The organism is Aphanothece stagnina RSMan2012 (assembly GCF_046764815.1).
GTDB lineage: Bacteria > Cyanobacteriota > Cyanobacteriia > PCC-6307 > Cyanobiaceae > NIES-981.
The window spans coordinates 73820-100143 of sequence record NZ_JBKOUC010000012.1; the positions used below are offsets into that span (position 1 = coordinate 73820).

Annotated in this window: 18 protein-coding genes and 1 tRNA gene; 14 read left to right on the forward strand and 5 right to left on the reverse strand. The window is 63.2% G+C overall.

Annotated features, from left to right (window positions below):
- The first annotated feature begins 76 nt into the window (after positions 1-76).
- Both ACLNEE_RS09700 and cobJ read left to right on the forward strand, forming a co-directional pair.
- Positions 77-1630, forward strand: coding sequence for a hypothetical protein (locus ACLNEE_RS09700; RefSeq protein ID WP_412007032.1), 1554 nt, complete (start codon positions 77-79; stop codon positions 1628-1630).
- Complete coding sequence (gene cobJ / locus ACLNEE_RS09705) at positions 1627-3441, forward strand: precorrin-3B C(17)-methyltransferase (RefSeq protein ID WP_411424577.1); 1815 nt, start codon at positions 1627-1629, stop codon at positions 3439-3441. The genes ACLNEE_RS09700 and cobJ overlap by 4 nt, the downstream gene beginning before the upstream one ends.
- A 3-nt stretch (positions 3442-3444) precedes the next feature.
- Here the strand turns inward: cobJ and ACLNEE_RS09710 are convergent.
- Positions 3445-3518, reverse strand: a tRNA-Pro gene (locus tag ACLNEE_RS09710).
- Positions 3519-3645: 127 nt separating this feature from the next.
- On the opposite strand from ACLNEE_RS09710, the gene lipA reads away from it, so the two are divergent.
- The 4 genes from lipA (at position 3646) to ACLNEE_RS09730 (ending at position 10653) form a co-directional block, all read left to right on the forward strand.
- Entirely contained in the window at positions 3646-4530 is an 885-nt protein-coding gene (lipA, locus tag ACLNEE_RS09715) for a lipoyl synthase (protein ID WP_411424578.1), read from the forward strand.
- Between the two features lie 188 nt (positions 4531-4718).
- Positions 4719-7895, forward strand: a complete 3177-nt coding sequence (locus ACLNEE_RS09720; protein WP_411424579.1) for a glycosyltransferase — start codon at positions 4719-4721, stop codon at positions 7893-7895.
- Positions 7896-8486: 591 nt separating this feature from the next.
- On the forward strand, positions 8487-9410 hold the full coding sequence (locus ACLNEE_RS09725) for a WcbI family polysaccharide biosynthesis putative acetyltransferase (protein WP_411424716.1): 924 nt from the start codon (positions 8487-8489) through the stop codon (positions 9408-9410).
- On the forward strand, positions 9334-10653 hold the full coding sequence (locus ACLNEE_RS09730) for a hypothetical protein (protein ID WP_411424717.1): 1320 nt from the start codon (positions 9334-9336) through the stop codon (positions 10651-10653). The genes ACLNEE_RS09725 and ACLNEE_RS09730 overlap by 77 nt, the downstream gene beginning before the upstream one ends.
- Positions 10654-10657: 4 nt before the next feature.
- Here the strand turns inward: ACLNEE_RS09730 and ACLNEE_RS09735 are convergent, their stop codons facing one another.
- The 4 genes from ACLNEE_RS09735 to gltB form a co-directional block, all read right to left on the reverse strand.
- Positions 10658-11203: a class I SAM-dependent methyltransferase gene (locus ACLNEE_RS09735; protein ID WP_412007033.1), complete on the reverse strand. Its 546-nt coding sequence runs from the start codon at positions 11201-11203 to the stop codon at positions 10658-10660.
- A 317-nt stretch (positions 11204-11520) separates the two neighbouring features.
- A complete protein-coding gene (locus ACLNEE_RS09740) occupies positions 11521-12213 on the reverse strand; it encodes a sulfotransferase family 2 domain-containing protein (RefSeq protein ID WP_411424316.1) in 693 nt (230 codons plus the stop codon).
- A gap of 673 nt (positions 12214-12886) precedes the next feature.
- Positions 12887-13663 carry a hypothetical protein gene (locus tag ACLNEE_RS09745; protein WP_411424317.1) on the reverse strand — a complete coding sequence of 259 codons (777 nt, stop codon included), beginning with the start codon at positions 13661-13663 and terminating at the stop codon, positions 12887-12889.
- Positions 13660-18246: a glutamate synthase large subunit gene (gene gltB, locus ACLNEE_RS09750; RefSeq protein ID WP_411424318.1), complete on the reverse strand. Its 4587-nt coding sequence runs from the start codon at positions 18244-18246 to the stop codon at positions 13660-13662. Before gltB ends, ACLNEE_RS09745 begins: the two co-directional genes overlap by 4 nt.
- A gap of 180 nt (positions 18247-18426) precedes the next feature.
- On the opposite strand from gltB, the gene ACLNEE_RS09755 reads away from it, so the two are divergent.
- From ACLNEE_RS09755 to ACLNEE_RS09790, 8 genes are all read left to right on the forward strand, one after another.
- The gene (locus ACLNEE_RS09755) at positions 18427-20259 is read left to right on the forward strand and encodes a phosphodiester glycosidase family protein (protein WP_411424319.1); all 1833 of its coding nucleotides are present in this window, start codon (positions 18427-18429) and stop codon (positions 20257-20259) included.
- A gap of 42 nt (positions 20260-20301) precedes the next feature.
- A complete protein-coding gene (locus ACLNEE_RS09760) occupies positions 20302-20658 on the forward strand; it encodes a hypothetical protein (protein WP_412007034.1) in 357 nt (118 codons plus the stop codon).
- Positions 20659-20712: 54 nt separating this feature from the next.
- Complete coding sequence (gene rpsL, locus ACLNEE_RS09765) at positions 20713-21087, forward strand: 30S ribosomal protein S12 (RefSeq protein WP_411424321.1); 375 nt, start codon at positions 20713-20715, stop codon at positions 21085-21087.
- 92 nt (positions 21088-21179) lie between these two features.
- Positions 21180-21650 (forward strand): 30S ribosomal protein S7, encoded by a 471-nt coding sequence (gene rpsG / locus ACLNEE_RS09770; RefSeq protein WP_006911809.1) that lies wholly within the window; start codon positions 21180-21182, stop codon positions 21648-21650.
- Positions 21651-21729: 79 nt separating this feature from the next.
- Positions 21730-23805: an elongation factor G gene (fusA, locus tag ACLNEE_RS09775; protein WP_412007035.1), complete on the forward strand. Its 2076-nt coding sequence runs from the start codon at positions 21730-21732 to the stop codon at positions 23803-23805.
- A gap of 39 nt (positions 23806-23844) precedes the next feature.
- On the forward strand, positions 23845-25044 hold the full coding sequence (gene tuf / locus ACLNEE_RS09780) for an elongation factor Tu (RefSeq protein WP_411424362.1): 1200 nt from the start codon (positions 23845-23847) through the stop codon (positions 25042-25044).
- Between the two features lie 224 nt (positions 25045-25268).
- The gene (gene rpsJ / locus ACLNEE_RS09785) at positions 25269-25589 is read left to right on the forward strand and encodes a 30S ribosomal protein S10 (protein WP_006910513.1); all 321 of its coding nucleotides are present in this window, start codon (positions 25269-25271) and stop codon (positions 25587-25589) included.
- Positions 25590-25670: 81 nt separating this feature from the next.
- Positions 25671-26318 carry an LON peptidase substrate-binding domain-containing protein gene (locus ACLNEE_RS09790; protein ID WP_411424363.1) on the forward strand — a complete coding sequence of 216 codons (648 nt, stop codon included), beginning with the start codon at positions 25671-25673 and terminating at the stop codon, positions 26316-26318.
- The last annotated feature ends 6 nt before the right edge of the window (positions 26319-26324 follow it).

Sequence of the window (26324 nt, forward strand, 5' to 3'; positions counted from 1 at the left end):
CTGCCGATGAGCCCGGGATCCCAACGTCCCGCCGTGCCAGCAGAATGCGCTGATGGAACCAGGGAGCACGGGCAGGGTGACGGCGGGTCACGCCACGGATCCTCAGGCCAGGTCGGCTCGACTCAGCGGCCGTGCGGGGTGGGCCGGCCCGCTGCGCCGCACGGCTGCCTGGATCGCGCTGCTGCTGCTGGTGCTCATGCCGGCAGGGTGCGGCAGATCATCGCCACGCTCCTCGGCACCGCCAGCGCTGCTGCAGGCCACCGCACCGGCCGGCAGCCTCCAGGAAGTGCCCCCACCCCCGGCCGTACGCCAGCTGGGGGAGGCCCTGAGCCAGCACCACCCCCGCGTGAAGATCCTGGCGCCCGCGCCCGAGAGTCCGCTGCCAGCCGGCCCCTGGAGCATCCGGATCAGCGTGGCCGACTGGCCCCTGGCCGATGCCGGCCCGCTGGGCCTGGGCGCCCACCTGGTGCTGCAGATCGACGACCAGCCCCCCCTCCGGCTGGCAGGCCCCCCTCCCGATCGCCCGCAGGGCGCGATGGCGGCTGAGCGCACAGCGAAGCGCACGGCTGAACTCACCGCCGAGCTCACGGCGGAACTGCCGGAACTCTCCCCCGGCAGCCACCGGATCACCGCCTATGCCGCCCGCCCCTGGGGCGAGGCGGTCAAGGAGCCTGCGGCCCACGACCAGATCCGGGTGCACCGGGTGGCCGCCAACCCCCTGGCCCTGCCGGCCCCGGGGACGCCCCAGCTGATCCCGGTGAGTCCGGCCGGGCTGAGCTCGGCCCAACCGGTGCTGATCGACTGGCTGCTGCTCGATGCCCCCCTGCAGGGCCTGCGGGAAGGGGATGGCAGCTGGCGCCTGCGCCTCACCGTCAACAGCGACAGCTTTCTGGTGGACCAGCAGGAGCCCCTCTGGCTCAAGGGTTGGCGTGACGGCGCGAACAGTGTGGTGATGGAGCTCGTGGATGGGCGGGGCGAACCGCTCAACCCGCCGTTCAACAGCCTGGTGCGTGACGTGACGATCACCCCGGCCGCCCCCGCCCCGCCCTGGCAGGGCCGGGACCTGAGCACGCAGGCCCTGTCCCGTCTGCTGGGCCAGTCCACAGGCCCCGATGAGGCCGAAGAGCCCTCCCTCGATGCAGGAGAACCGGAGGAGCGGGCAGAACCTTCGTCATCGGAACCTGAGCCGGTGAGCTCCCCGCCGGCGCTCCAGGGAGACGAACCACTGGAAGACGAACCACAGGGGGACCAAGAAGAGGGGGACGCAGAACCCGCTCAACCCGAGTCGCCAGAACAGCCCGCAGCGCCCAACGCAGCCCCTCAGGCCGCACAGACCGCACAGCCCCCCCTGGAATCGGAGGCGCCAGAGCCCGCCGAACCGGCCGCTTCAGAGGACCTGCCTGCCGACGCGCCGCCGGCGAGCGGGTCGGTGGAGGAGCCAGCCCGGGAGGAGATCCCAGCACCGCAGGCAGCTTCGCCTCCCCCCCAGGTTCCCGCCGTCCCTGAACGCCTGGCCCCCACCAGCCCCCGGGAGGGTTCCGCCCGGGACCAGGTCCGTGAGGATGGATCCCTGATCCAGCCCAGGGCCGAGGGTCCCCTGGCCAGGCTGCGCCAGCGCTTCGCGCCGTGAGCGTCTCCCCGCCCTGCGGCATCTGGGGCCTGAGTTTCAGTCCGGCGGGTGATCGGCTGATCCAGCAGCTCCTGGCGGCCGGCGGCCTGGACGAGGTGGTCTGCAGCGGTGCCAGCCCGGCGGCCCAGGAGGTGCTGCGCACCCAATGGGGCCAGGCCGAGGGCTTCGTGGTGGCGGGTGCCTGCGGCCTGGTGGTCCGGCTGCTGGCTCCGCTGCTCACGGAGAAAGGGCGGGATCCGGCGGTGGTGGTGATCGATCCGGAGGGACGCTTCGCCGTGCCGCTGCTGGGGGCCCATGCCGCCGGGGGCGACGCCCTCGCCCAGCGCATGGCGGCCCTGCTGGGGGCCCAGGTCGTGGCGACCGGTGCCAGCAGCGCCCGCGGCAGCCTGGCCCTGGACCGCTTCGGCCAGGCCTGGGGCTGGCGCCGCGGGCCGCAGGGCGACTGGAACGCGCTGATGCGGCAGGCGGCGCGGGATCCGCAGCGGCTGAGGATCCACCAGAGCCACGGCACCAGCCGCTGGCAGGAACTCCAGGCCAGCCAGCAGCTGGGCCAGGCCGGAATCACCAGCGGCGCCCAGGCTGCCGCGGGGGCCATGGCGGACCTGGTCATCACGGCGGAGCGGGGTCCGGGCTGCCGCTGGCATCCCCCCTGCCTGTGGCTCGGCCTCGGCTGTGAACGCCACACAAGCCTGTCGCTGCTGGAGCGGCTGGTAGACAGCCGCCTGGAGGAACTGGGCCTGGCCCCTGAAGCCGTGGCGGGCCTGGCCAGCATCGACCGCAAGGCCGACGAGCCGGCCCTGCTGCAGCTGGCCGAGCAGCGGAACTGGCCGGTGCGCTGGCTGACCGCCGACGAGCTGCAGACGGTGGAGGTCCCCAACCCCTCGGCGCTGGTGGCCGCCGCGATGGGCACCGCCAGCGTGGCCGAGGCGGCCGCCCTGGTGGCCGCCGGAGCGGGGAGCAGCCTCCTGGCCGCGAAGACGATCGAACGCGCCGGAGGAGAGGAACGGGGCGCCGCCACCCTGGCGATCGCCGAGGCGGCCGAGCAGTGGGCACCGCGGCGGGGCCAGCTCCACCTGGTGGGCAGCGGCCCGGGCCGGCTGGACCTGCTCACGCCCGAAGCCCGCCGCGCCCTGGCGGACGCGACGGTGTGGGTCGGCTACGGCCTCTACCTGGATCTGCTCGAGCCGTTGCGGCGGCCCGACCAGTTGCGCTGCGACGGCCAGCTCACCGAGGAGAGAGCCCGCTGCAGCCTGGCGCTGGAGCTGGCGAACCAGGGCCTCAACGTGGCGCTGGTGTCCTCGGGGGACAGCGGCATCTACGCCATGGCCGGCCTGGCGCTGGAGCTCTGGCTCAGCCAGCCGCAGCAGGCCCGGCCTGCGTTCTGCGTGCATCCGGGCATCTCGGCGCTGCAGCTGGCGGCGGCGCGGGCCGGGGCGCCGCTGATGCACGATTTCTGCACGGTCAGCCTCAGCGACCGCCTCACCCCCTGGAGCGTGATCGAACGACGCCTGACGGCGGCGGCGGCGGGTGATTTCGTGGTGGCGCTCTACAACCCGCGATCGCGGGATCGTCACTGGCAGCTGGCACGCGCCCGCGAGATCCTGCTGAGCGGCAGGCCAGCGGAGACCCCCGTGGTGATCGCCCGCCAGCTGGGACGCGCCGAAGAGAGCGTGAGCCTCCACACCCTGGGGGATCTGCCGGTGGAGCAGGTGGACATGCTCACGCTGGTGCTGGTGGGGAACAGCAGCAGCCGGGTGCAGGACGGCCGGATGGTCACCCCACGGGGCTATCCGGGGGCCGAACTGAGCTGAAAGTCGGGATGACAGGATTCGAACCTGCGGCCCCTTCGTCCCGAACGAAGTGCGCTACCAAGCTGCGCTACATCCCGATGGGCTGACTGTAGGGGATGGAGGTGGGGCCGCGTTCCAGCCCAGACGGCCCGGGACGCAGCTTTCCACACGCGGCTTTCTACAGTCCTCTTTCCACTGCCTGGCCTGCACGAGCCAGCCCCTGCCGTGCTCAAACCCGACTGGCTGCGCGTCAAGGCTCCCCAGCGGGAACGGATCGGCGAGGTGGCCGACCTGCTGGTGGATCTCAGGCTGAACACCGTCTGCCAGGAGGCCAGCTGCCCCAACATCGGCGAATGCTTCGCCGGCGGAACGGCCACCTTCCTGATCATGGGGCCGGGCTGCACCCGGGCCTGTCCCTACTGCGACATCGACTTCGACAAAAGCGTGCGGGCCCTGGACCCGACCGAGCCGGAACGGCTGGGGGAAGCGGTGGCCCGGCTGGGGCTGAACCACGTGGTGATCACCTCGGTGAACCGTGACGACCTGGCCGACGGCGGCGCCAGCCAGTTCGTGGCCTGCATGGAGCAGGTACGGAAACGCTCCCCGGACACCACGATCGAGCTGCTGATCCCGGATTTCTGCGGCAACTGGGAGGCCCTCGCCAGCGTGATGGCAGGGGCGCCCGATGTGCTGAACCACAACATCGAGACCGTGCCGCGGCTCTACCGCAAGGCCCGCCCCCAGGGGGTTTACTCCCGCTCGCTCGAGCTGCTGCGGCGGGTGCGGGAGGGCTGGCCCCGGACCTACACCAAATCAGGACTGATGGTGGGACTGGGGGAGACGGATGCCGAGGTGCTCGAGGTGATGGCCGACCTGCGCCGGCACGCCGTGGACATCGTGACGATCGGCCAGTACCTCTCGCCGAGCCCGAAGCACCTGCCGGTGGATCGGTTCGTGACACCCGAGCAGTTCGAGACCTTTCGCCGCCATGGCGAGCGGCAGCTGGGGTTTCTGCAGGTGGTGAGCAGCCCGCTGACGCGGAGCAGCTACCACGCGGGCGAGGTGCGGCGGCTGATGCGGGAGCACCCGAAGAGTTTAATGATAGAATGACAGTGTTATTATAGTGGGTTGTTAGCAGTCGCGCCGCCAGGAGCCACCTTTACTCAAGGGATCAACCCTCCAAGCGAAAGCAAGGCTCATCAATCTCAGCCCCCCCCCGAATGCTCGGCAGCAACAGAGCCAGTCAGATCCGTCCGCTTAAAGCCTGGCTTGAAGGGTCCATTTTGGCCATCGAGGCCGTGGACGTCGGAGACCCAACGACAAATGACAGATTGTATGCGCGAAAAGGAACAGCGCTCATTCCATTGATTCCAAGGAGAAAGAGCTGGAAGAGGTTTGAAAATATCACGTCACACAGACAGGTGATTGACCTGATCACGCGAGCAAGCCAAGTCATCAGCATCAACGAGCCAAGCAGGTCAGACACAATTAGCGATGGCAAGATATTAAGAGCCGGCTTGCTTCAAAAGCACGAGCAGCAACTCCGTCATGCCCTGACGATCAAAGTGGAAGTAGGCGGAGGGACCAGCCAATTTCAGACTGACATCTGCCATGTAGCATCTGTTCAAGGCATCACGGGCGACCATATCTTCGAAGCACTCCTGGGGTGCAACGGTAGCGGAGGAACGCTTGAGATCTCAATCTCCACCATCAAACCCTTCCATCGCCACAGGGTGTACAGCGTTTCGTTTGACACATCCTCCCGAGGCGGCCCCGAACTCTCGGATCATCAGCGCGTCCGCATACCGCTGAACATCAACGCAGAAGAAGCAAGCGTCACCCTTCGCGTCCGGGACAACCGCCAAAGTCGAGCCAGCCAAGGCACAGAGACAAATGTTCTCCTGATTTCCAATCCTGTACTCAGGCAGGCCAGGGGCAAGCGAACAGGCGCAACCATCACCATGCCACGGGAAGCGAAGCTGAAGGACAGCAACGGTGCGCCAAGGGATACAGTATTTTTCACAGGAACAGTACCTCCCTTTAGCTCCTCAGAGGATGAGCCACTGTTATTGGAATTGCAAAATACACGGCCATTAGAGTTATTTGCCCCCGACCAGTCAAGTATCACCTTACTGGAAAACTGGCAGCACTCATTCACGGCCAAGGCCAACCGGGACAACCGCTTTAGCCTCTTTGTGAATGGTGAAGCGTGCCAGCTGCTCGAACTTGGCCCAGAACCCAACACGATCAACCTGCCGACTAGGTGGCTGCGAGGCGAGCCTGTGGAGGCGCAGGTGCGGGATCTCTCGGGTAGTCAGATCTATTTATCCTTGCCGATGCTGGCTCCAAGGAGCCTGACCCCTGAAGACGTGCTGCTGCATGAGATTCGACGTCCCTTCCCAACAGATCTCACGGTCCGGGCCAATCATCGGTATCAGGCCTTAAGAGAACATCTCAGACGTCCCATTGCCGGTATCACGCCAGCGATGCTGACACAGGCGCTGGAGACTCTCGACGGCGACTACAGCACAGTTGAGCTGCTTCCCCTGGCCTTCCCCTTCGTGGCTGAACCCGATGTTTCGGTGGTCATCCCCGCCCACGACAAGGTGGAGGTGACGTACTACTCCCTCTGTTCGCTACTGCTCGCTCACAACGCAGCAAGCTTTGAAGTGATCCTCGTGGATGACGGATCTACCGATGAAACCGCAGCCGTGGAAGAGATTGTGAGCGGAATCACCGTCATCCACAACGAAAAGCCAGAGCGATTCATCAAAGCCTGCAACCGAGGAGTGAGAGAAGCGCGAGGTCGTTTCGTGGTGCTGCTCAACAACGACACCGAGGTGACAATGGGGTGGCTGGATGCCCTGGTTGATGCCTTCAGCCGCTTTGAGCGCGTGGGAGCCGTGGGATCCAAGCTGGTGTATCCGGATGGAACGCTTCAAGATGCGGGCGGGATCGTCTGGGGCTCAGGGAATCCATGGAATTACGGCAATGGACATAATCCATGGGATCCACGTTTTTCCTATGCAAGGCAGGCAGACTACTTATCCGGCGCCGCCTTGATGACAACCAAGGAGATCTGGGCAGAGGTAGGTGGACTATCAAGCTACCTGGAGCCAATGTATTTTGAAGACACAGATTTTTCCTTCAAAGTACGCGCGGCAGGTTACAAGACATACTTTGTGCCTGCGTCTGTGGTGTACCACTTTGAAGGAACGACGAGCGGTACCGACAGCTCATCAGGTTTCAAGCAATATCAGGAGGTGAATCGACCGAAATTCAAGCGGCGCTGGGCCAAGGCCTTCGCCAGTCACGGCAAGGAAGGCGAATTCCCTGATCTCGAAAAAGACCGGGGGATTGCGGGAAGAGTTCTTTTCATTGACTACACCACACCTCAAGAAGACAAGGACGCGGGATCCTATGCCGCGATTCGCGAGATCGAACTGGTGCAGGCACTTGGCTACAAGGTGACTTTTCTGCCCCAAAACCTGGCATATTTCGGCCCCTACACCGAGGAGCTGCAACGCAAGGGTGTGGAAGTGATTGTTGCACCATTCCATCGGTCCCTATCCGACTACCTCAAAAAACATGCCAGAGAGTTCGACGCCGTCTACATAACCCGGTATTTTGTGGCTGCCGACACGGTGCATCTGATTCGCGACTACTCGCCGAACACGCGCATCATCCTTAACAATGCAGATTTGCACTTCCTGCGTGAGCTCAGAGCGGCATTGAGCGGAAACGACGAAGCCCGTATGGAAGCGATGCGAGACATCCGCAACGAGGAGCTGGCAATGATGCAGAAGGTGGATCTGGTTCTGAGCTACAACGAAGTTGAGCATACGGTGATCAGCTCCCACACCGATGGCAGGGTGAAGGTGATGACCTGCCCATGGGTAGCGGACAGCCCCCGTGAGGTTGCCCCACTGGTGGGTCGGGAGGGTCTGTCCTTCCTGGGGAGCTTCCGGCACCACCCCAATGCCGAGGGGGTGCAGTGGTTCTGCAGGGAAGTCATGCCACGGCTGGAGCAACAGCAGCTGAAGCTGTCGATCTACGGCTCTGGCATGGTCGACGACATCAAGGCCCTTGCCAGCGACTGGGTCGACCCTGTGGGCTACATCGACGCTGTTGCAGACGCCTACCAGAGGCATCGGGTGTTTGTAGCCCCGCTGCTCAGCGGTGCTGGGATCAAGGGAAAAGTGCTGAATGCCCTGGCCTATGGCATTCCCACGGTGTTGACACCAACAGCAGCCGAGGGCATTGGCCTCCGCCATGGGCATGACTGCCTGATTGCCAAAACCCCTGACGAGTGGGTGGAGGCCATTAGGAAGTTGAATTCCGATGATGATCTGTGGAGCGACATCTCAAGGGCTGCCCGCAGCTATGCCAGCAGCCAGTTTTCGTTTGCGGCGGGGAAGGACAAGATGAAAGCGGCATTTGAGTCTGTGGACCTGTTCAGTCATCTTGACGGATAACTTTCTCCCAAAAGTCTCCCTAGCACAGCGCAGATGAGCTTCTGCGCCCCGGAATCAGAGACACAAAAGAATCTCCAGCAGATTGACGACTACCACCTTTCTAGAAACAGATAGCTGAATGAGCCAGAGACTTTTCTTGCTGCGGTGCCTAGAGACATTGGCAGAACGTAGCAGACACGCGCCGCCACGCACAAGCTTCTCAAGTTTTTATAGTTCGAGCGATCACAACAAAAGGTGCTACTGCCAGAAGTCAGTAAGGTTGAACCCCCGCCCCTCAACCAAATTAAATTGCCGTCAAACACGCTACTGGCAGAGACGCGGTGTGGCAATACACAAGACCTGTCGACACTGGCAAGGACTGCATCCGCTTCACGCTGATGTGGCTCAGGACGCACAAGGCGATGGCGTCCGCTATAAACCCAGCAGAATTGAGCTAGGCGCATTGACCCGAATTCCATTGGCAACAAACTCCTAGACGAACGCAAGGCTGTTTAACAGTTCAACCTCAGTGGCCCTCTCGGCCCAGGATAGAGAGCCACCATCAGCTAGCATAATGCAGATGCAATTGCCAGACTTGAAGCGGACTTGCCTGTGAAGACAGCAGCAGTTATTGGAAATTGCCAAGCCAGAGCCATTGCAGACTATCTTTCCATTCGCTTCCACGATGTATCTTTCGAGACTTTCGGGATTCACCTAATCCCACCGAAGGAAATTCAACGAAAAAGCATAGAATTCTTTGATCGCGCCAGATCATGCTTTAACTTTGTAATCACGGCACCGCTATCTCCCCTTTATGGCGCTCTATTCATAGAAAACCAGGAGGCCGTGCTTGGCCAAGACAAACTGATAAGAATCCCAAGCATCTATTTTTCTGGCCTTCATCCAGACTTGACCTATCTTGGTGGGCCTGGAGGAAGGACCCTCGGCCCACTTGGTGACTACCACAGCAAATTAGCGCTTATCGGATTTCTGTCCGGATATTCCACGCTTGAAACCATTAGATTATTCAATATGGATACATACCTTAAGATGGAATATCACCTTGAGGCAGAGACGTCATTACATCAGCTAAAGCATCGCGAACAGAAGGTTGATGTTCCCGTCTCAAGGATTATTGAAGAGAACTTTCAAAGAGTGCCATGCTTTATGACGGTAAATCATCCAACTTCATTTCTATTCACTGAATACACGGACTCATTGGTCGAGTACATTACATCACGAGGGATTGCTAAGCCTTCTGCTCCAAGCCTAAATTACCACTTTCGACCAAATCCACTTAGCGGGGCAGCAATTTTTCCAATGTATCCCGAGATCGCCGAGATCAACAAGACCGAATACAAAGGAGGGTATCACTTTAAATCGCCAGAACACAAGGGCAAGTCAAGAGTTTTTTCTTTGGAGGAGTTTATAGAAAGCGAGTTTAAGGCCTTCGAAAAGGTTGGCATTGACTACCTTCAATCTGATCCAAAAGCCAAGACTGTCTTTGGTCAATGGAAGTTATTCATGGGAGGCTAAGCCTGTGATAAAAGTATATTTTGGTCTAGGCATCGGATGTCATAGTAGATTTTCATTTATTGATCACAATGAAATTGAGATCAATATTCTGACGCTGTGCCGCCACTCAGCGCCATATTCAGCTGTGGCAAGGAGCGTTATTGCCGAAGTCAAGTCTATTGGCCAATCTCGCAGACTTCCAATTGTTTTTAATCGAAGCTATGAGAGAATTGCAATGCAAGTAAACAAGAATATTTCCGCTTTATCGCTGGAGTTTTCCGACGCATTCAATATCGTACTTGCAGAGCTTGTTGTTGCGTGCAGAGATGAGAGTTATATAGACTATGACACGCCTTGGCAAACTACTTTCTCCAAAAGCGATAAGCGCCATCGAGTGAGATTTGGCTGTGTTGAAATGAGAGTAATCGATTCTTACTTGAGATGTCGAGACAAACTCTTTTCTGTGCTCGAGGATATTTTCAATGCAAAGGATGTACCTGCTCAGGTCCACAGAGATTCAAGGTCAATGTCGTTTCTTAGTTGTGATGATATTGAGTGGTCTTTATTTAGGCTCATGACGAATGCTGGATTCTATTTCTCTTTCGATTCGATCGACGCTGCCAAGAACGACCTTACTAGGTGGTGCAATAGATATCTCTCTAGCATGCTTCGCGGCCACGTAGTGTCGGCTCCCATTGCCTTTCCATTTCTTTTTGGTTGTCAAGTAGCACTATGGAAGTCCAGTGCGCATGCTTTTTCATTGTGCACTTATCCCACATTCGATGAAATATATTCGCTATTCCGTGGGCAAAGCGTGTTTATTGTTTCACCTTTGGCGGATCTAATAAACATGCAAGCCTCTTCGGGGAATCACTTGCGGCTCTTTAATGACTATACAATTCCGGACTATGAGCTACGAGCGCTTAATGCTCCAGTCTCAATATGGCCTAATCGGCCAAGCAATGGCTGGACTGCCTCATTCGAAAAAATCCGAGCAAGGATTGACGCCTATATCTCAGAGCATCATCCTGGTGTTTTTGTGGCGTCCTGTGGCTGCTACGGATTGCCCATATGTGATTATGTTTCGGAACATTATGGATTAAACGTTCTTTACATTGGCAATGCAATCCACGCATTTATGGGCATTCGACAATCCGCTACCAATGGCTTCATGCTTGGACGACGGAATGAAGCTGCGTGGCTCGACAACAATCTAGGCTGCTATCAGAATATTCAGCTTATCGATGGCGGCCGGTATGTGTAGCATTTTATCTTTGTGAGACAAGCATAAAGACCCCTGGGTAGTCACGAGAAACTAGGCCACTTTTTCTGGAGCTAAGAAGCACCATCTCAGTGCTATGCCAAGACTCTTCCTGAAAGGTGTCAAGTATTTCCCATGCAGGAATCTGAAACACAAGTGATCCGCTCTTCGGGTCTACCGGATTACCATGATACTCAGCTTCCATCAAGTACTCAATCTCGCCTTTTGCCGTCAAGCGGGACTTTATAACACTCTCATTTCGGTTCTGAAGAAATGGGAAGGTGCTGAGGAGGACCCCACGAGGGGTAAGTACTCTTCGCAGCTCCGCTATTGACGCGCTTAGATTGGGTAAGTGCTCAAAAACATCGTTGGTGATGCAGATGTCAAAGCTCTCGTCTGGGTAGGTTAGAGCAGCAAGATCTTGATGTTCCACCGGCGCGATGCGAGCTTTTTGTTCGGTAGTCGGAGCGAATTCGCTACCGACAAAGAAAGGAAACCGGTCCTGCAGTTCACATGCGAATGGGGTGATCCCTTCAGCTGCAAAAATCCGCACCTCATGTTCTCGGCCTCGTGTCAATGTAACTAGGGTTTCGAGCACAGCTCTCTGTCTAGGATTGAATCCATTACCTCTTAGGGACTCCCGATAATTCTGACTAGTGCAGGTGACTCTGCCCGATTGAATACGACCAAACCATCTGCTTGAGATACCATTTGCCAAACAGTGTTCTGCAATCTCCCTCTGGGCACCGTGAAACCCAAACCATGGGTTCATGGCCCTCCAGCGTCGCCACTCGTCGAAGGTCCTAAAACTGTAGACGCCAATCTCAAGTGAGGGATCAAACGTTTCTGATTGGATTAGCACAAAAACCCTCAAGGAAGTGATAAATGCGAATAACCGAAGGCCTTGAAGTCTTCAGCATAATAATCATTGATCTTCTCTACAAGGGCATCAGACAATCCAAAGCCTTCAAAAGGAAGGCTTTCAGATATGTTGGCGCAGGGAAGCGTAGCTGGAAGGAGGCTGGCATCGGCCCCACGCAGTATCAGTTCATGCCGAAGTATCTTGATCGCCTTGGCCGCATCCTCAATCCGGAAACAGTGCATGCTGGATGAAGGTTTTCCATCGACCATGATCCAATTGCATTGCGGCAGGAACATATTACTGGGACCAGGATAATGCATGAATATCTCCGACGCCACGAATTCTCGGAAGTCAGCAAAAGACTTTAGCAAGCGGAGCAACTCAGGATTGTAACTTTCCCATTTGCGAAGGAAAGAGAAGATCGATGAAAGACGCGCATATGGGTTGCGCACAAAGGTGAAGACGAACATCTCCCTAGGTGCGCGAGTCATGTTTATAACCCTCTGAGCATCTGCAAGCGTCGAATGCTTTTCTAGCCCATGGCGCTGGATGTAAGCGGCTTGGATTTGCTCTCCAAAAAGGGTGCCGCCAATTTCAAGATCCAGCGGGCCATTGAGTGGTGAGAGGTATTGCATCAAACTAGTCCCGGCCGACTTCGGGATATGAATAAATGCAAAGCCGATCGACTGGTTAATTATCATACCTAAATAGGCTTCGGCATCTGTGGGCAGATTGCCCTCCTATAATGATAGCCTGGCCTGATTCTTGGGAGCCACGCCCGAGTGAATGAGCCCTCGGCGGGCCAGCCTGGGGGCATCCTGGCGAGTGGGGTCATTCCCGAGACGAGACCATGCCCATCTCTGGTTCTGCCACCAGTGAGCTGGCTTGACTGCTTGGCAGAGGTACTGCTGGGGAGTTGATCCCTGAATTGATGCGCCAAGGCTTTAGGAGACTACTGAAAAACTCCCCATGCTCCTGCTCGCGGCACGCGGAAAACCAAGGGAGGAGCGATTTCAACTCGGCCAGGCATTTTGTGAACCTGCGCTTCAGGTGCCAGAACTGTCTGATTCTCAGGATCTCACGCAGGCAACTTGGGCCTGTACAGAGTTTTTCAGCGGCCACTTAGGTGGTTCTCCGGTGGTTTTCCGGCAGCCACTCCACCGGTGAATGCGGCCGCAGTAGGGGCTGCTCGGGGTTCCAAGGACAGAAAGACTTGGGCTTGAGAATGCCCCATCGTCACGCCCAGAACCATTGTAATAACTAGGAACTGGGCGGATTCTGGGGCGTCTAGGCGGTCGCGGCCAGCCGAGGGAGCAAGTTATCGAGAGATAGGAACCGCCTTGCATTCCCAAAGATTAATGCCGAAGCAGAATGTCAGGAATCGCTGAACAGCCTAGGGCTTGAAGGGGTGAAAGCTGGGCGCAGCAAATGAAATAGTTGATTGCGACGCTGAATCCGCTCCTCCGGATCCGCCACCGTGCGGTTCACCTCCAGCAGGGCCTTCAGCACCGGCTCGCTCATCGAGATGTTGGTCCACGGCATCTTGTCGGGCAGTTCTTCCTGATGGGCCCCAGCAGCCATCAACACACGCTGCACCAGATTCTCGGCGGGCTCGTAGGACAGCACATCCACAGCCGTGACGGCAGACCGCAGCTCCGCCTGGATCGGCTCGAAACGCAGGCTGGTGGCCTCCTCCGACAGCCACGCATCGGGGCTGCGGGTTTCGCCCACATAGGGATCCTTCACGGCCTGGTTGTAGAGGGAAGCCGCCCGGCTGAGCAGATCGCGCTCCACGAGCAGCGCCCGGATTCCATCCGGGTCGGCCAGGCCATGCCCCACCAACCACTCCACCAGCCTTGCGGCGCAACCGGTGCTGAGAAACTCGCTGCTGATCAGGAACGCCTGTTGCTGCACATCGGCCAGCTCGCGCTGCAGCTGCTCCAGCAGATCGGCCGCATCCAGCACCTCAGCATCTCCTCGCCTCAGCTCCGGCACCAGGCTAAACACCAGGTTGTGGTGGGAACCATCAGGCCATTGGCCAGTCTTCGGATAGTGAAAGGCGGAAAACACATGATCGCGCAGCACCGCCTGGATCGAACTGGTGCCCGTCTTGTGCGGACCCGCATGCAGGATCAGTCGGCGGGGCTTCATCCAGCCACCACAGCCTCCCGATCCACCAGCCCCACCGTCTCCTTCTCGCTCGACGGCACCAGCACGCGGAAGCGGGCCTTCCAGCTCGGCCAGTCGGCCAGGATCGCGGCGGCCCTGCTGCTGCCTGTGTGCTCCAGATGGGCCTCCAGCAGGGGCTTGAGCAGCCCTTCCTGCTCCGGTGTGGTGAGCTCGCACAGGGCCACCGTCTCGGGATTGAGGCGATCGGCCAGGTTGCCCGCCTCATCGAGCAGGAAGGCCACGCCGCCGGTCATGCCGGCCGCCACGTTGCGGCCTGTGGAGCCCAGCACCACCACCACGCCACCGGTCATGTACTCGCAGCAGTGATCACCGGCACCCTCCACCACGGTGCGGGCGCCGCTGTTGCGCACCGCGAAGCGCTCGCCGGCGCGGCCGAGGGCGAACAGCTCACCACCGGTCGCCCCGTACAGGCAGGTGTTGCCGAGGATCACCTGGCTGCCGGGATCATGGCCACCGGCCGGCGGCACCACGGTGATGCGACCGCCGTTGATGCCCTTGCCCACGTAGTCGTTGGCGTCACCCACCAGCCGCACGTTCATCCCCTGGAGCAGGAAGGCGCCGAAACTCTGGCCGGCGGCCCCTTCGAAGCTGAGGTCCAGCTGGCCCTGGAAACCGGTGTTGCCATGCCGGGCCGCGATCTCGCCGGAGATCCGCGCGCCCACGCTGCGGTCGGTGTTGAGGATCGGCACCGTGCGGGCCAGGCAGCCGTGCGCCTCGATGGCCGCCATCAGGTCGGCATCGGCCAGCAGCTGATCCTCGAGCACCACGCCGTTGCTGTGGGCCTGGGCCTCATGCTGGAGCCAGCTGCGGTCCGCCGCCGCGGGGATCGGGTCGATCAGGCAGGAGAGATCGAGCGTTGGGGTCTTGGCGAGGGGCACCGAGCGGGGACGCAGCAGCTCGGTGCGACCGATCAGCTGATCGAGCCGGGCCACCCCCAGCACGCTCAGCAGCTGCCGCACTTCCTCGGCCACGAACAGGAAGAAGTTCACCACATGCTCGGGAATCCCGGTGAAGCGCTTGCGCAGGGCCTCCTTCTGGGTGGCGACCCCGACCGGGCAGTTGTTGGTGTGACAGACCCGGGCCATGATGCAGCCCTCGGCGATCATCGCCACCGAGCCGAAGCCGTATTCCTCGGCGCCGAGCAGGGCGGCGATGATCACGTCCCAGCCGGTCTTGAGGCCGCCGTCGGCCCGCAGCAGCACCCGGTGGCGCAGGCCGTTGTCCAGCAGGGACCGGTGCACCTCGGTGAGGCCGAGCTCCCAGGGGGTGCCGGCGTGCTTGATCGAGCTCAGCGGTGAGGCGCCGGTGCCGCCGTCGTGCCCGGAGATCTGGATCACGTCGGCATTGGCCTTGGCCACCCCCGCCGCGATCGTGCCGATGCCGATCTCGGCCACCAACTTCACGCTCACCTTGGCGGCGGGATGCACCTGGTGCAGGTCGTGAATCAGCTGGGCCAGGTCCTCGATCGAATAGATGTCGTGGTGCGGCGGCGGCGAGATCAGGGCCACGCCGGCCTTGCTGTTGCGCAGCCAGGCGATGTACGGATCCACCTTCGGGCCGGGCAGCTGGCCGCCCTCGCCGGGCTTGGCCCCCTGGGCCACCTTGATCTCCAGCTGCTTGCCGCTGCGCAGGTATTCGGGCGTCACCCCGAAGCGCCCCGAGGCGATCTGCTTGATGGCGGAGCAGGCGGTGTCACCATTGCGAAGGCCGCCGATGGTGGGCAGGGTGGCGGAACGGCCCTCTCCATCCACATCGTTGAGCACGTGGAATCGGGCCGGATCCTCGCCGCCCTCGCCGCTGTTGCTCTTGCCGCCGATGCGGTTCATCGCCACGGCCAGCACCTCGTGGGCCTCACGGGAGAGGGCCCCCAGGCTCATGCCGCCCGTGCAGAACCGGCTGCAGATGCTCTCCACGCTCTCCACCTGATCCAGCGGCAGGGGCGTGGCGGCGGGGGTGAGCTCGAGCAGATCCCGCAGCGCCGTGACCGGGCGGTTCTCGAGCAGGGTCTTGTAGGTGGCGAAATGGTCGTAGCCGGGGCCGGCCGCGACGGCGGCATGGAGGGCCTTGGCCATCTCCGGGCTGTTGAGGTGGAACTCGCCGCCGGTGCGGTACTGCACGAAGCCCATGAACTCGAGCTTGGTGCGGTTCAGTTCGGGGAAGGCCTTGGCGTGGAAACTGAGCGTTTCGCTGGCCAGATCGGCCAGGCTCAGCCCCGCCACCCGGCTGGTGGTGCCCCGGAAGGCCAGCGCGATCAGGTCGGCGCCGATGCCGATCGCCTCGAAGATCTGGGCGCCGTGGTAACTGGCCAGCAGCGAAATCCCGATCTTGGAGAGGATCTTGCGCAGGCCGTCCTCCAGGGCCTTGCGCACATTGGCCTGCACCAGCTCCGGCGTGAGGGGCGGCAGCTTGCCCCGCTCGATCAGCGACTGGGTCTTGGGCTGGGCCAGCCAGTGGCGGGTGGTCTCCCAGGTGAGCCAGGGACAGACCGCACTGGCGCCGTAGCCGATCAGACAGGCCAGGTGGTGGGTGCTCCAGCACTGGGCCGTGTCCACCACCAGGGAGGTCTGCAGCCGCAGCCCGAGGTTCAGCAGGTGATGGTGCACCGCTCCCACGGCCAGCAGGGGCGGGATGTAGGTGGTGGTGGCGTTGATGCCCCGGTCGGAGAGCACCAGAATCTGGCTGCCTGCGCGCACCGCGGCCTCGGCGTCGCTGCGCAGCCGGGTGATGGCCGCCTCCAGATCGCCTGGCCCCGCGGCGATCGCCACCAGCGTCGACAGTGTGGTGGTGGACAGGCCCTGGCGACCGACCGCCTCCAGCTCCGCCTCATTGAGGATCGGGCTGCTCAGATGCAGCACCGCCGCCGAGGCGGGCTCGGGCCGCAGCGGCGAGCCGCGCTTGCCCAGATGCATCTCCAGGCTCATCACGAGCTTTTCCCGCAGCGGATCGATCGGTGGATTGGTGACCTGGGCGAACCGCTGCTTGAAGTAGTCGTAGAGGAGGTGCGGCTTGGAGGAGAGCACCGCCAGGGGGATGTCGTCCCCCATGCAGTAGGTGGGTTCCTTGGCCGCCCCGGCCATGTCCTCGATCACCAGATCGAAGTCCTCGGCCGTGAAGCCGAAGGCCGTCTGCTGCTGGAGCAGCTCGAGGTCTCCGAGCTGGCGCTCCTGCGTCCAGGGCTGGCTGCCCAGGCTGCGGCGGTGTTCGGCCAGCCAGGCCCCGTAGGGATGGCGCGAGGCCACCTCCTGCTTGACATCCCAGTTGTGCAGCAGGCGGCCGTTCTCGAGATCCACGGCGAGCATCTGGCCGGGACCGAGCCGCCCCTTCTCGAGGATGAGACTCTCCTCGAGTTCCACCACCCCCGTTTCCGAACCCATCACCACGAAGCCATCGCTGGTGATGCAGTAACGGGCCGGGCGCAGGCCGTTGCGGTCCAGGGTCGCGCCGACGCTGCGGCCATCGGCGAACACCAGCAGCGCCGGACCGTCCCAGGGCTCCTGGGTGCAGGCGGAGTACTCGTAGAAGGCCTGGATCTCGGGCCTCTCGGCCAGGTCGGGCTGGTCACGGAAGGCCTCCGGAACCAGGGTAAGCAGGCTTTCGGTGATCGGCCGGCCGCTGCGCACCAGCAGCTCGAGCGTGGCGTCCAGGTTGGCCGAGTCACTGAAGGCCGGATTCACCACCGGGCGCAGGTCGCTGGCGGCTTCCCCCCACACGGCTTCGAGGTTGACCTCGGCGGCCCGGGCCCAGTTGATGTTGCCCAGCAGGGTGTTGATCTCGCCGTTGTGACCCAGCAGGCGCATCGGCTGGGCCAGGGGCCAGCGCGGCAGGGTGTTGGTGCTGAAGCGGCGGTGGTAGACCGCGAAGCTCACCGCGAAACGCTCATCGCGCAGGTCGGCGTAGAAGGCGGCGAGCACCTCCGAGCGCACCATGCCCTTGTAGACGACCGTGCGGTTGCTCAGCGAGGCGAAGTAGAGGTCGGTGGGACCGGGCCCCCACAGGTCGCGGGCCCGGTCGCCGCAGCGGCGGCGCAGGCGGAACAGCAGCCCCTCCAGGGCATCGCCATCCCCATCGGCCCCGAGCAGCCACTGCTCGATGCATGGGGCCGTGGAGCGGGCCATCGGGCCGAGCACGGCCGGGTCCACGGGCACCGTGCGCCACCCCAGCGGGCGCAGCCCGAGGTTGAGGGCCTCCTCGTCGCAGAAGCGACGGGCCGCCTCCCGGCGCTCCGGGTCGGGAGGCAGAAAGACCATGCCCAGCCCGCGGGGGGCGTCACCGGCAGCTGCGGCCGCGGGCCAGACCGCCTCGAGATAGCCCCAGGGAATGCCGCAGAGCACGCCGGCGCCGTCGCCGGAGTCACCGTCGCCGCCGCAGCCGCCGCGATGCTCCATGCAGCCCAGTCCCCGCAGGGACTGCTGCAGCACCCAGTGGCTGGCCTCCCCCTTCAGCGAGGCCAGAAAGCCGACCCCGCAGGCGTCCTTCTCGCCCGCCACGGCAGCCGGCGCGGGGCTGTCGCAATGGGGCCAAACGGGGCGGGTCGGTCGTGGCATAGCCCGATGGTTTCCGGCGATGGTGGTCTGGCAGGCCGGTTCGGTGGCAAACCGGTGGTGCAGAGCCGCGAAGCAGCGTCACCAGGGACAGCTGCAGCCGCAGAACCTCCAATCCTAGAGATCGGGATTCCCTGGGGGTACCGCTAGCGTCAGCGCGCACGCACTGGCGGGATGGCCTTCGTGAGAACGTCCGCCCCCACAACCCTGCCGCGCCGCACTGGGCGGCGGGTGGCGGCCCTGCTGCCGGCAGCCCTCCTGCCAGCCGCCCTGCTCGGCCTGGCGCTGGAGACCGGGGCCTCGGCAGCCCCGCGGCTGCCGCTGCCGGCACCGCCACCGCCTCCACCGGCCGTGCCGGCCCCCAGGACCACGGGCGGCTCGGACCAGGGCAGCTACCACCAGGGCGACCGGATCGTGATCAACGGCCAGAGCCAGCAGGCCCTGTGGCGGTGGCTGGGCCCGCTCGGGAGCCGCCCACGGGAACTGTGGCTGCCGCTCGAGGTCCTGCAGAACCAGCTGGGCGTGAGCAGCCGCAGCCGACCGGACGGCAGCCTCGACCTGGAATGGTTCGGCCGGCCCCTGCTGGTTCCGCCGAACCGCCAGCGCAGCCTTGACGACGAGGTGGCCCTCGATGCCCTGCCGCTGCTGGAGGCCGTCGGGGTGGGCCTTCAGCCCAGCGAACGCAGCCTCAGCCTCACCCTGCCCGAAGCCCGGCTGCTGGGGGTGCGGAGCGCAGCCCAGCCCGCGGCCCAGCGGGTGGTGCTCGATCTCGCGGCACCGGCTCTGGTGCGGAGCAGCGGCTCCGCACTCGTGCTCAACCTCGACGCCAGGCCCGATCAGCTCGCCCAGCTGACCAGCCTGGGGCTGGTCGTGAGCCGGGATCCGGCTGGGCTGGCGCTGCGCCCGCGCAGCGGCCCGGTCAGCCGGATGTTCACGCTGGGGGAGCCCAACCGGGTGGTGATCGACATCCCCGGAGGGGGTGCGACCACCGGACCCAGCGCCGAACCCGGGCCGATCGACCCGGCCGTTCAGGCCCTGATCGGGCGCACCCTCCGCTGGGACCGGCTGACCCGCCAGGGGGTGCGCATCAACGCGGTGCGGATGGATCCCCGCACCGCCCCCCTGCAGCTGCGGCCGCTGGTGCGCCCGGGGGGCATGGAAGGGCTCAACTCCCTGGTGCAGCTGGCCGCCCAGACGAACGCCCGGGTGGCGATCAACGGGGGGTACTTCAACCGGGTGCGGCGTCTCCCCCTCGGCGCCCTCAAGCTGGACGGCCGCTGGATGTCGGGCCCGATCCTCAACCGGGGGGTGGCGGCCTGGAGCGGCCGGGAGCTGCCCCGCTTCGGGCGCCTGAGGCTGGAGGAATGGGTGGCTGGGCCCGACGGTCGGCGCTTCCCGATCGTGGTGAGCAACAGCGGCTACGTGCAGCGGGGCATCAGCCTCTACACCGCGGCCTGGGGGCCGAGCTACCGCGCCCTCAGTGGCTCGGAGACGGCCCTGGTGGTGGAGGCGGACGGCCAGGTGAGCCGTGGCTTCGGCAGCCTGGAGCTGGAGCGCGGGGTGCCCCTGGGCGCCGGCCAGACCCTGCTGGTGGGGCGTGGCGGCGTGCAGCTCCCCTGGCCCAGCGGCAGCCGCCTGCAGCTCACCAGCCGCCCCAGCGACCCCCTCGGCCAGGAACTCCAGGTGATCGGCGGCGGGCCCCTGCTGCTTCAGAACGGCCGCATCGCCCTCAACGGCAGCGCCGAGAACTTCAGCGCCAGTTTCCTGCGGCAGGGTGCCCCCCGCACGGTGCTCGGCAGCGATGGCCGTGAGGTGTGGCTGATCACCCTGGAGGGCACCACGGACAGCGGCCCGACGCTCTCCCAGACGGCCCAGCTGCTGCTGCAGCTGGGGCTGCGGGATGCGCTGAACCTCGACGGTGGCAGCTCCACCGGGCTGGTGCTGGGAGGCAGCCATCAGGTCAAGGGGCGCGGCGTGGCCGGCTCCGTGCACAACGGGGTCGGACTGGTGCCCTGAGGCACTGCCAGAGTGGAGGTCCTTCGTGATGGCCCACCCCCGATGCCCAAGGGCCAGAGCCTGCGCCTGACGGCGGCAGCTGCAGCGGAACTGGGTCGCCAGGCGGCCGTGGCCGGCACCCCCGGGCTGGTTCATCTCGAGCTGGTGGAAGGGGGCTGCGAGCAGTGGACGATCCGGGTGCGGCCCGGGCACCTGGCGGGCCAGCCCATGGCCCGGGCCGACGGCATCACCCTCTACGCGCCCGCCGGGCAGCAGGAGCTGCTCCATGGCCTGACCCTCGACTACCGCGGCGACCTCAGTGGCGGAGGCTTCCTGGTGCGGGCCTCCGAAGGGGTCGTGAGCTGTGCCTGCGGCGCCGCCTTCAGCCGAGGCCGGGGTGGTCGGCAGGCGACCCAGTAAGGTGGCGGATTGTCGAAATCGGTCGGACGTCCGACCTGTGCTCTCCGGCCCTCGATGCCCACTATCCAGCAGCTGATCCGAACTGAACGGCAACGTCTGACACGCAAGACGAAGTCGCCCGCCCTGCGCGCCTGCCCCGAACGCCGAGGGGTGTGCACCCGGGTGTACACCTCCACCCCGAAGAAGCCCAACTCGGCGCTGCGGAAGGTGGCCCGTGTGCGGCTGACCTCCGGCTTCGAGGTGACCGCCTACATCCCCGGCATCGGCCACAACCTCCAGGAGCACTCGGTGGTGCTGATCCGCGGCGGACGGGTGAAGGACCTGCCCGGTGTCCGCTATCACATCATCCGCGGCACCCTCGACACCGCCGGTGTCAAGGACCGTCGCCAGGCTCGCTCCAAGTACGGCGCCAAGACCCCCAAGGCCTGATCGCACCGGGCTGAGGACGCTGTCCCGGCCCTTCCCGGTCTGCCGTCCCGATGCCAAGGGGCCCTTACCTTCCCAAGAACCTCGCAACCACCATGTCCCGCCGCAACGCTGCTGAGAAGCGTCCGATCCTTCCTGATCCGCAGTTCAACAGCCGCCTCGCCTCGATGATCGTGGCCCGGCTGATGAAGCACGGCAAGAAGTCCACCGCCCAGCGCATCCTTTCGGACGCCTTTGCCCTCATCAACGAGCGCACCGGCTCCGACCCGCTGGAGCTCTTCGAGACGGCGGTCCGCAATGCGACCCCGCTGGTGGAAGTGCGGGCCCGCCGCGTCGGTGGTGCCACCTACCAGGTCCCGATGGAAGTCCGCCAGGAGCGCGGCACGGCCATGGCCCTGCGTTGGCTGGTGAACTTCTCCCGCGCCCGCAACGGCCGCAGCATGGCCCAGAAACTGGCTGGCGAACTCATGGATGCCGCCAACGAGGCCGGCAGCGCGGTTCGCAAACGGGAGGAGACCCACAAGATGGCTGAAGCCAACAAGGCATTCGCCCACTACCGCTACTGAGCCCGGCGGCTCAGGTCACCTGCAGGCCCATCTGTAGAGTGACGTCCGTTTTTTTGTAGACCTTTCGGAGACATCCCCCGTGGCCCGCGCCTTTCCACTGGAACGCGTCAGAAATATCGGCATCGCCGCCCATATCGACGCGGGTAAAACCACCACGACCGAACGCATCCTCTTTTATTCCGGCGTGGTTCACAAGATCGGCGAGGTGCACGACGGCGCCGCCGTCACCGACTGGATGGCCCAGGAACGGGAGCGTGGGATCACGATCACCGCGGCCGCCATCTCCACGAGCTGGAAGGATCATCGGATCAACATCATCGACACCCCCGGGCACGTCGACTTCACCATTGAAGTGGAGCGCTCGATGCGGGTGCTCGATGGTGTGATTGCGGTGTTCTGTGCCGTGGGCGGCGTTCAACCCCAGTCGGAGACCGTCTGGCGCCAGGCCGATCGGTACAAGGTGCCCCGCATGGTGTTCGTCAACAAGATGGACCGAACCGGGGCTGATTTCCTCAAGGTCTACGGCCAGATCAAGGATCGCCTCAAGGCGAACGCCGCCCCCATTCAGCTGCCGATCGGCGCCGAGGGTGAGCTGAGCGGGATCGTCGATCTGGTCAAGAACCGGGCCTTCATCTACAAGGATGAGCTCGGCAAGGACATCGAGGAGACCGAGATTCCCGCCTCCATGGCTGAGGAGGCCGCCGAATGGCGCAACAAGCTGATGGAATCGGTGGCCGAAACCGATGAGGACCTGGTGGAGGTCTTCCTCGAAACCGGCGAACTGAGCGAAGAGCAGCTCCGCAACGGCATCCGCACCGGCGTGCTCAAGCACGGTCTGGTGCCGATGCTCTGTGGCTCTGCCTTCAAGAACAAGGGGGTGCAGCTGCTGCTCGATGCGGTGGTGGACTATCTCCCGGCCCCGGTGGATGTGCCCCCGATTCAGGGTCTCCTGCCGGATGGCAGCGAGGCCATGCGGCCCGCCGAGGACAACGCCCCCTTCAGTGCCCTGGCCTTCAAGGTGATGGCCGATCCCTTCGGCAAGCTCACCTTCGTGCGCATCTACTCGGGTGTGCTCCAGAAGGGCAGCTATGTCCTCAATTCCACCAAGGACAAGAAGGAACGGATCTCCCGCCTGATCGTGCTCAAGGCGGACGACCGCGAGGAAGTCGACGAACTGCGTGCCGGCGACCTCGGCGCTGTGCTCGGCCTCAAGGACACCACCACCGGGGACACCCTCTGTGTCGATTCGGATCCCATCATCCTGGAATCGCTCTACATCCCCGAGCCCGTGATCTCGGTGGCCGTCGAGCCGAAGACCAAGGGCGACATGGACAAGCTGTCCAAGGCACTCCAGTCACTCTCCGAGGAAGATCCCACCTTCCGGGTCTCCACCGATCCGGAAACCAACCAGACCGTGATCGCAGGGATGGGTGAGCTTCACCTTGAGATCCTTGTCGACCGCATGCTCCGCGAGTTCAAGGTTGAAGCCAACATCGGCGCTCCGCAGGTGTCCTACCGCGAGACCATCCGCGCCAGCGCCAAAGGCGAGGGTAAATTCGCCCGTCAGACCGGTGGCAAAGGGCAGTACGGCCATGTGGTGATCGAGATGGAGCCCGGTGAGCCGGGTTCAGGGTTCGAATTCGTCAACAAGATCGTTGGCGGTGTCGTACCCAAGGAGTACATCGGTCCTGCCGAAGCCGGCATGAAGGAGACCTGCGAATCCGGCGTGATCGCGGGTTATCCGATGATCGATGTCCGGGTCACCATGGTCGACGGCTCTTACCACGACGTCGACTCTTCGGAGATGGCGTTCAAGATCGCCGGCTCCATGGCCTTCAAGGACGGCGTCAAGAAGTGCAATCCCGTACTGCTTGAGCCGATGATGAAGGTCGAAGTCGAGATCCCCGAGGATTTCCTCGGTTCGGTGATCGGCGACCTTTCCTCGCGCCGCGGTCAGGTCGAGGGCCAGTCCATCGACGATGGGCAGTCCAAGGTCCAGGCCAAGGTGCCTCTGGCCGAGATGTTCGGCTACGCCACCCAACTCCGATCCATGACCCAGGGTCGGGGTATCTTCTCGATGGAATTCAGCCACTACGAGGAAGTTCCTCGCAACGTGGCCGAGGCCATCATCTCCAAGAATCAGGGCAAGTCCTGATCTTCACCATACCCATTAACCCCCCGATTCTTTTCTCCCATGGCTCGCGAGAAGTTCGAAAGGAACAAGCCCCACGTCAACATCGGCACCATCGGCCACGTTGATCACGGCAAGACCACCCTCACCGCCGCCATCACCAACGTGCTGGCCAAGAAGGGTATGGCGAAGGCCCAGGCCTATGACCAGATCGACGGTGCTCCCGAGGAGCGTGAGCGCGGCATCACCATCAACACGGCCCACGTCGAGTACGAAACCAACAACCGGCACTACGCCCACGTGGACTGCCCCGGCCACGCGGACTACGTGAAGAACATGATCACCGGTGCCGCCCAGATGGACGGCGCGATCCTGGTGGTGGCCGCCACCGATGGCCCCATGGCCCAGACCAAGGAGCACATCCTGCTGGCCAAGCAGGTGGGTGTTCCGGCACTGGTCGTCGCACTGAACAAGTGCGACATGGTGGATGACGAGGAGATCCTCGAGCTGGTCGAACTGGAAGTGCGTGAACTGCTCAGCAGCTACGACTTCCCCGGCGATGACATCCCCGTCATCCAGGTCTCGGGTCTCAAGGCCCTTGAGGGCGATGCCGAATGGGAAGCCAAGATCGGCGACCTGATGGATGCCGTGGATTCCGCCATCCCCGAGCCCGAGCGTGAAATCGACAAGCCGTTCCTGATGGCCGTCGAGGACGTGTTCTCGATCACCGGTCGCGGCACCGTCGCCACCGGCCGGATCGAGCGCGGCAAGGTGAAGGTCGGCGAAGAGATCGAGATCGTCGGCATCAAGGACACCCGCAAGAGCACCGTCACCGGTGTGGAAATGTTCCGCAAGCTGCTCGACGAGGGCATGGCTGGCGACAACGTCGGTCTGCTGCTCCGCGGCATCCAGAAGGAGGACATCGAGCGCGGCATGGTGCTGGTGAAGCCCGGCTCGATCACCCCCCACACCAAGTTCGAGGGAGAGGTGTACGTGCTCAAGAAAGAGGAGGGTGGTCGTCACACCCCCTTCTTCGCCGGCTATCGCCCGCAGTTCTACATCCGCACGACGGATGTGACCGGCCAGATCACCGCCTTCACCGCCGACGACGGCTCCAACGTGGAAATGGTGATGCCCGGAGACCGCATCAAGATGACCGGTGAGCTGATCTGCCCCGTGGCCATCGAGCAGGGCATGCGCTTCGCCATCCGTGAAGGCGGCCGCACCATCGGTGCGGGCGTGGTCTCCAAGATCCTCGCCTGATCGACTGGACGAGGGGCAGGGCGTGACAGCTCATCCCAGCCGTCACGCCCTGCCCTAAATTGCCCGTTGGGTGCCCTGGGGCACCCAACGGGCAATTTAGGGCCCCGTACCTCGACAATCCGGCACTGCCGTGACCGCATCTCTGCGGTCTGCCCGGGCCTTCGCTCCCCAGCGCATCCGCCCAAGTCCATTTCTTCCGCGCCAGCGCCCCGCCGCCAGCTCCCATGTCCACCGCCATCGCCCAGCAGAAGATCCGCATCCGCCTCAAGGCGTTCGATCGCCGCATGCTCGATCTCTCCTGCGAAAAAATCATCGAGACCGCCGACCACACCGCTGCCACGGCGATCGGTCCGATCCCCCTGCCCACCAAGCGCAAGATCTACTGCGTGCTCCGCTCCCCCCACGTGGACAAGGACTCCCGTGAGCACTTCGAGACCCGCACCCACCGCCGGATCATCGACATCTACAGCCCCTCGGCCAAGACCATCGACGCCCTGATGAAGCTGGACCTGCCCAGTGGCGTGGACATCGAGGTGAAGCTCTGAGCATCCGGCGACAACCATCCCTGGCGCTGCGCGACCCGGGGATGGTGTTCCTAGGATCACCGGGCAACTCCTGCTGAAGCCATGGGTGAACTGGCCGTAAGGGAGCTGCCCCTATTCCCCTTGCCCGACGTCGTGCTCTTCCCCCAGGAAGTGCTGCCGTTGCACATCTTCGAACCCCGCTATCGGATGCTGCTCCGCACCGTGATGGCGGAGGATCGACGCTTCGGTGTGGTGCGCTGGGATCCCAAGTCCAAGCAGATGGCCTCGGTGGGCTGTTGTGCCGAGATCATTCACTGCCAGACCCAGGACGACGACCGCAGCAACATCGTCACGATGGGGCAGCAGCGCTTCAGGGTGCTCGACATCGTCCGGGAAGCGCCCTTCCGCGTCGGCCTGGTGAGCTGGATCGAGGACGATGCCCAGAGCCCTGCCGATGATCTGGAGGCCCTGGCCACCGAGGTGAACCAGGCCCTGCGGGACGTCGTCGAACTGACCGCCAAACTGATCGGCAAACCCGCTGCCCTGCCCAGCGATCTGCCGGACCTGCCGCGGGAACTGTCCTTCTGGATCGGTGCCCATCTGGGCGGGCCGGTGGCCGACCACCAGCAGGGCCTGCTGGAAATCACCGACACCGCAGAACGGCTGCGCCAGGAATTCGACCTGCTCGATCAGACCCGCCGGCAGCTGGCCGCCCGCACCGTGCTGAAGGACACCTTCCAACCCCAGTAAGCCCGC

Excerpts from the sequence above, each read along its gene's own strand:
- gltB (WP_411424318.1), bottom strand. The coding sequence starts at position 18,246 with ATGCCACGACCGACCCGCCCCGTTTGGCCCCATTGCGACAGCCCCGCG.
- ACLNEE_RS09790 (WP_411424363.1), top strand. The coding sequence starts at position 25,671 with ATGGGTGAACTGGCCGTAAGGGAGCTGCCCCTATTCCCCTTGCCCGAC.
- rpsJ (WP_006910513.1), top strand. The coding sequence starts at position 25,269 with ATGTCCACCGCCATCGCCCAGCAGAAGATCCGCATCCGCCTCAAGGCG.
- tuf (WP_411424362.1), top strand. The coding sequence starts at position 23,845 with ATGGCTCGCGAGAAGTTCGAAAGGAACAAGCCCCACGTCAACATCGGC.
- ACLNEE_RS09740 (WP_411424316.1), bottom strand. The coding sequence starts at position 12,213 with ATGATAATTAACCAGTCGATCGGCTTTGCATTTATTCATATCCCGAAG.
- ACLNEE_RS09745 (WP_411424317.1), bottom strand. The coding sequence starts at position 13,663 with ATGAAGCCCCGCCGACTGATCCTGCATGCGGGTCCGCACAAGACGGGC.
- ACLNEE_RS09760 (WP_412007034.1), top strand. The coding sequence starts at position 20,302 with ATGCCCAAGGGCCAGAGCCTGCGCCTGACGGCGGCAGCTGCAGCGGAA.
- rpsG (WP_006911809.1), top strand. The coding sequence starts at position 21,180 with ATGTCCCGCCGCAACGCTGCTGAGAAGCGTCCGATCCTTCCTGATCCG.
- rpsL (WP_411424321.1), top strand. The coding sequence starts at position 20,713 with ATGCCCACTATCCAGCAGCTGATCCGAACTGAACGGCAACGTCTGACA.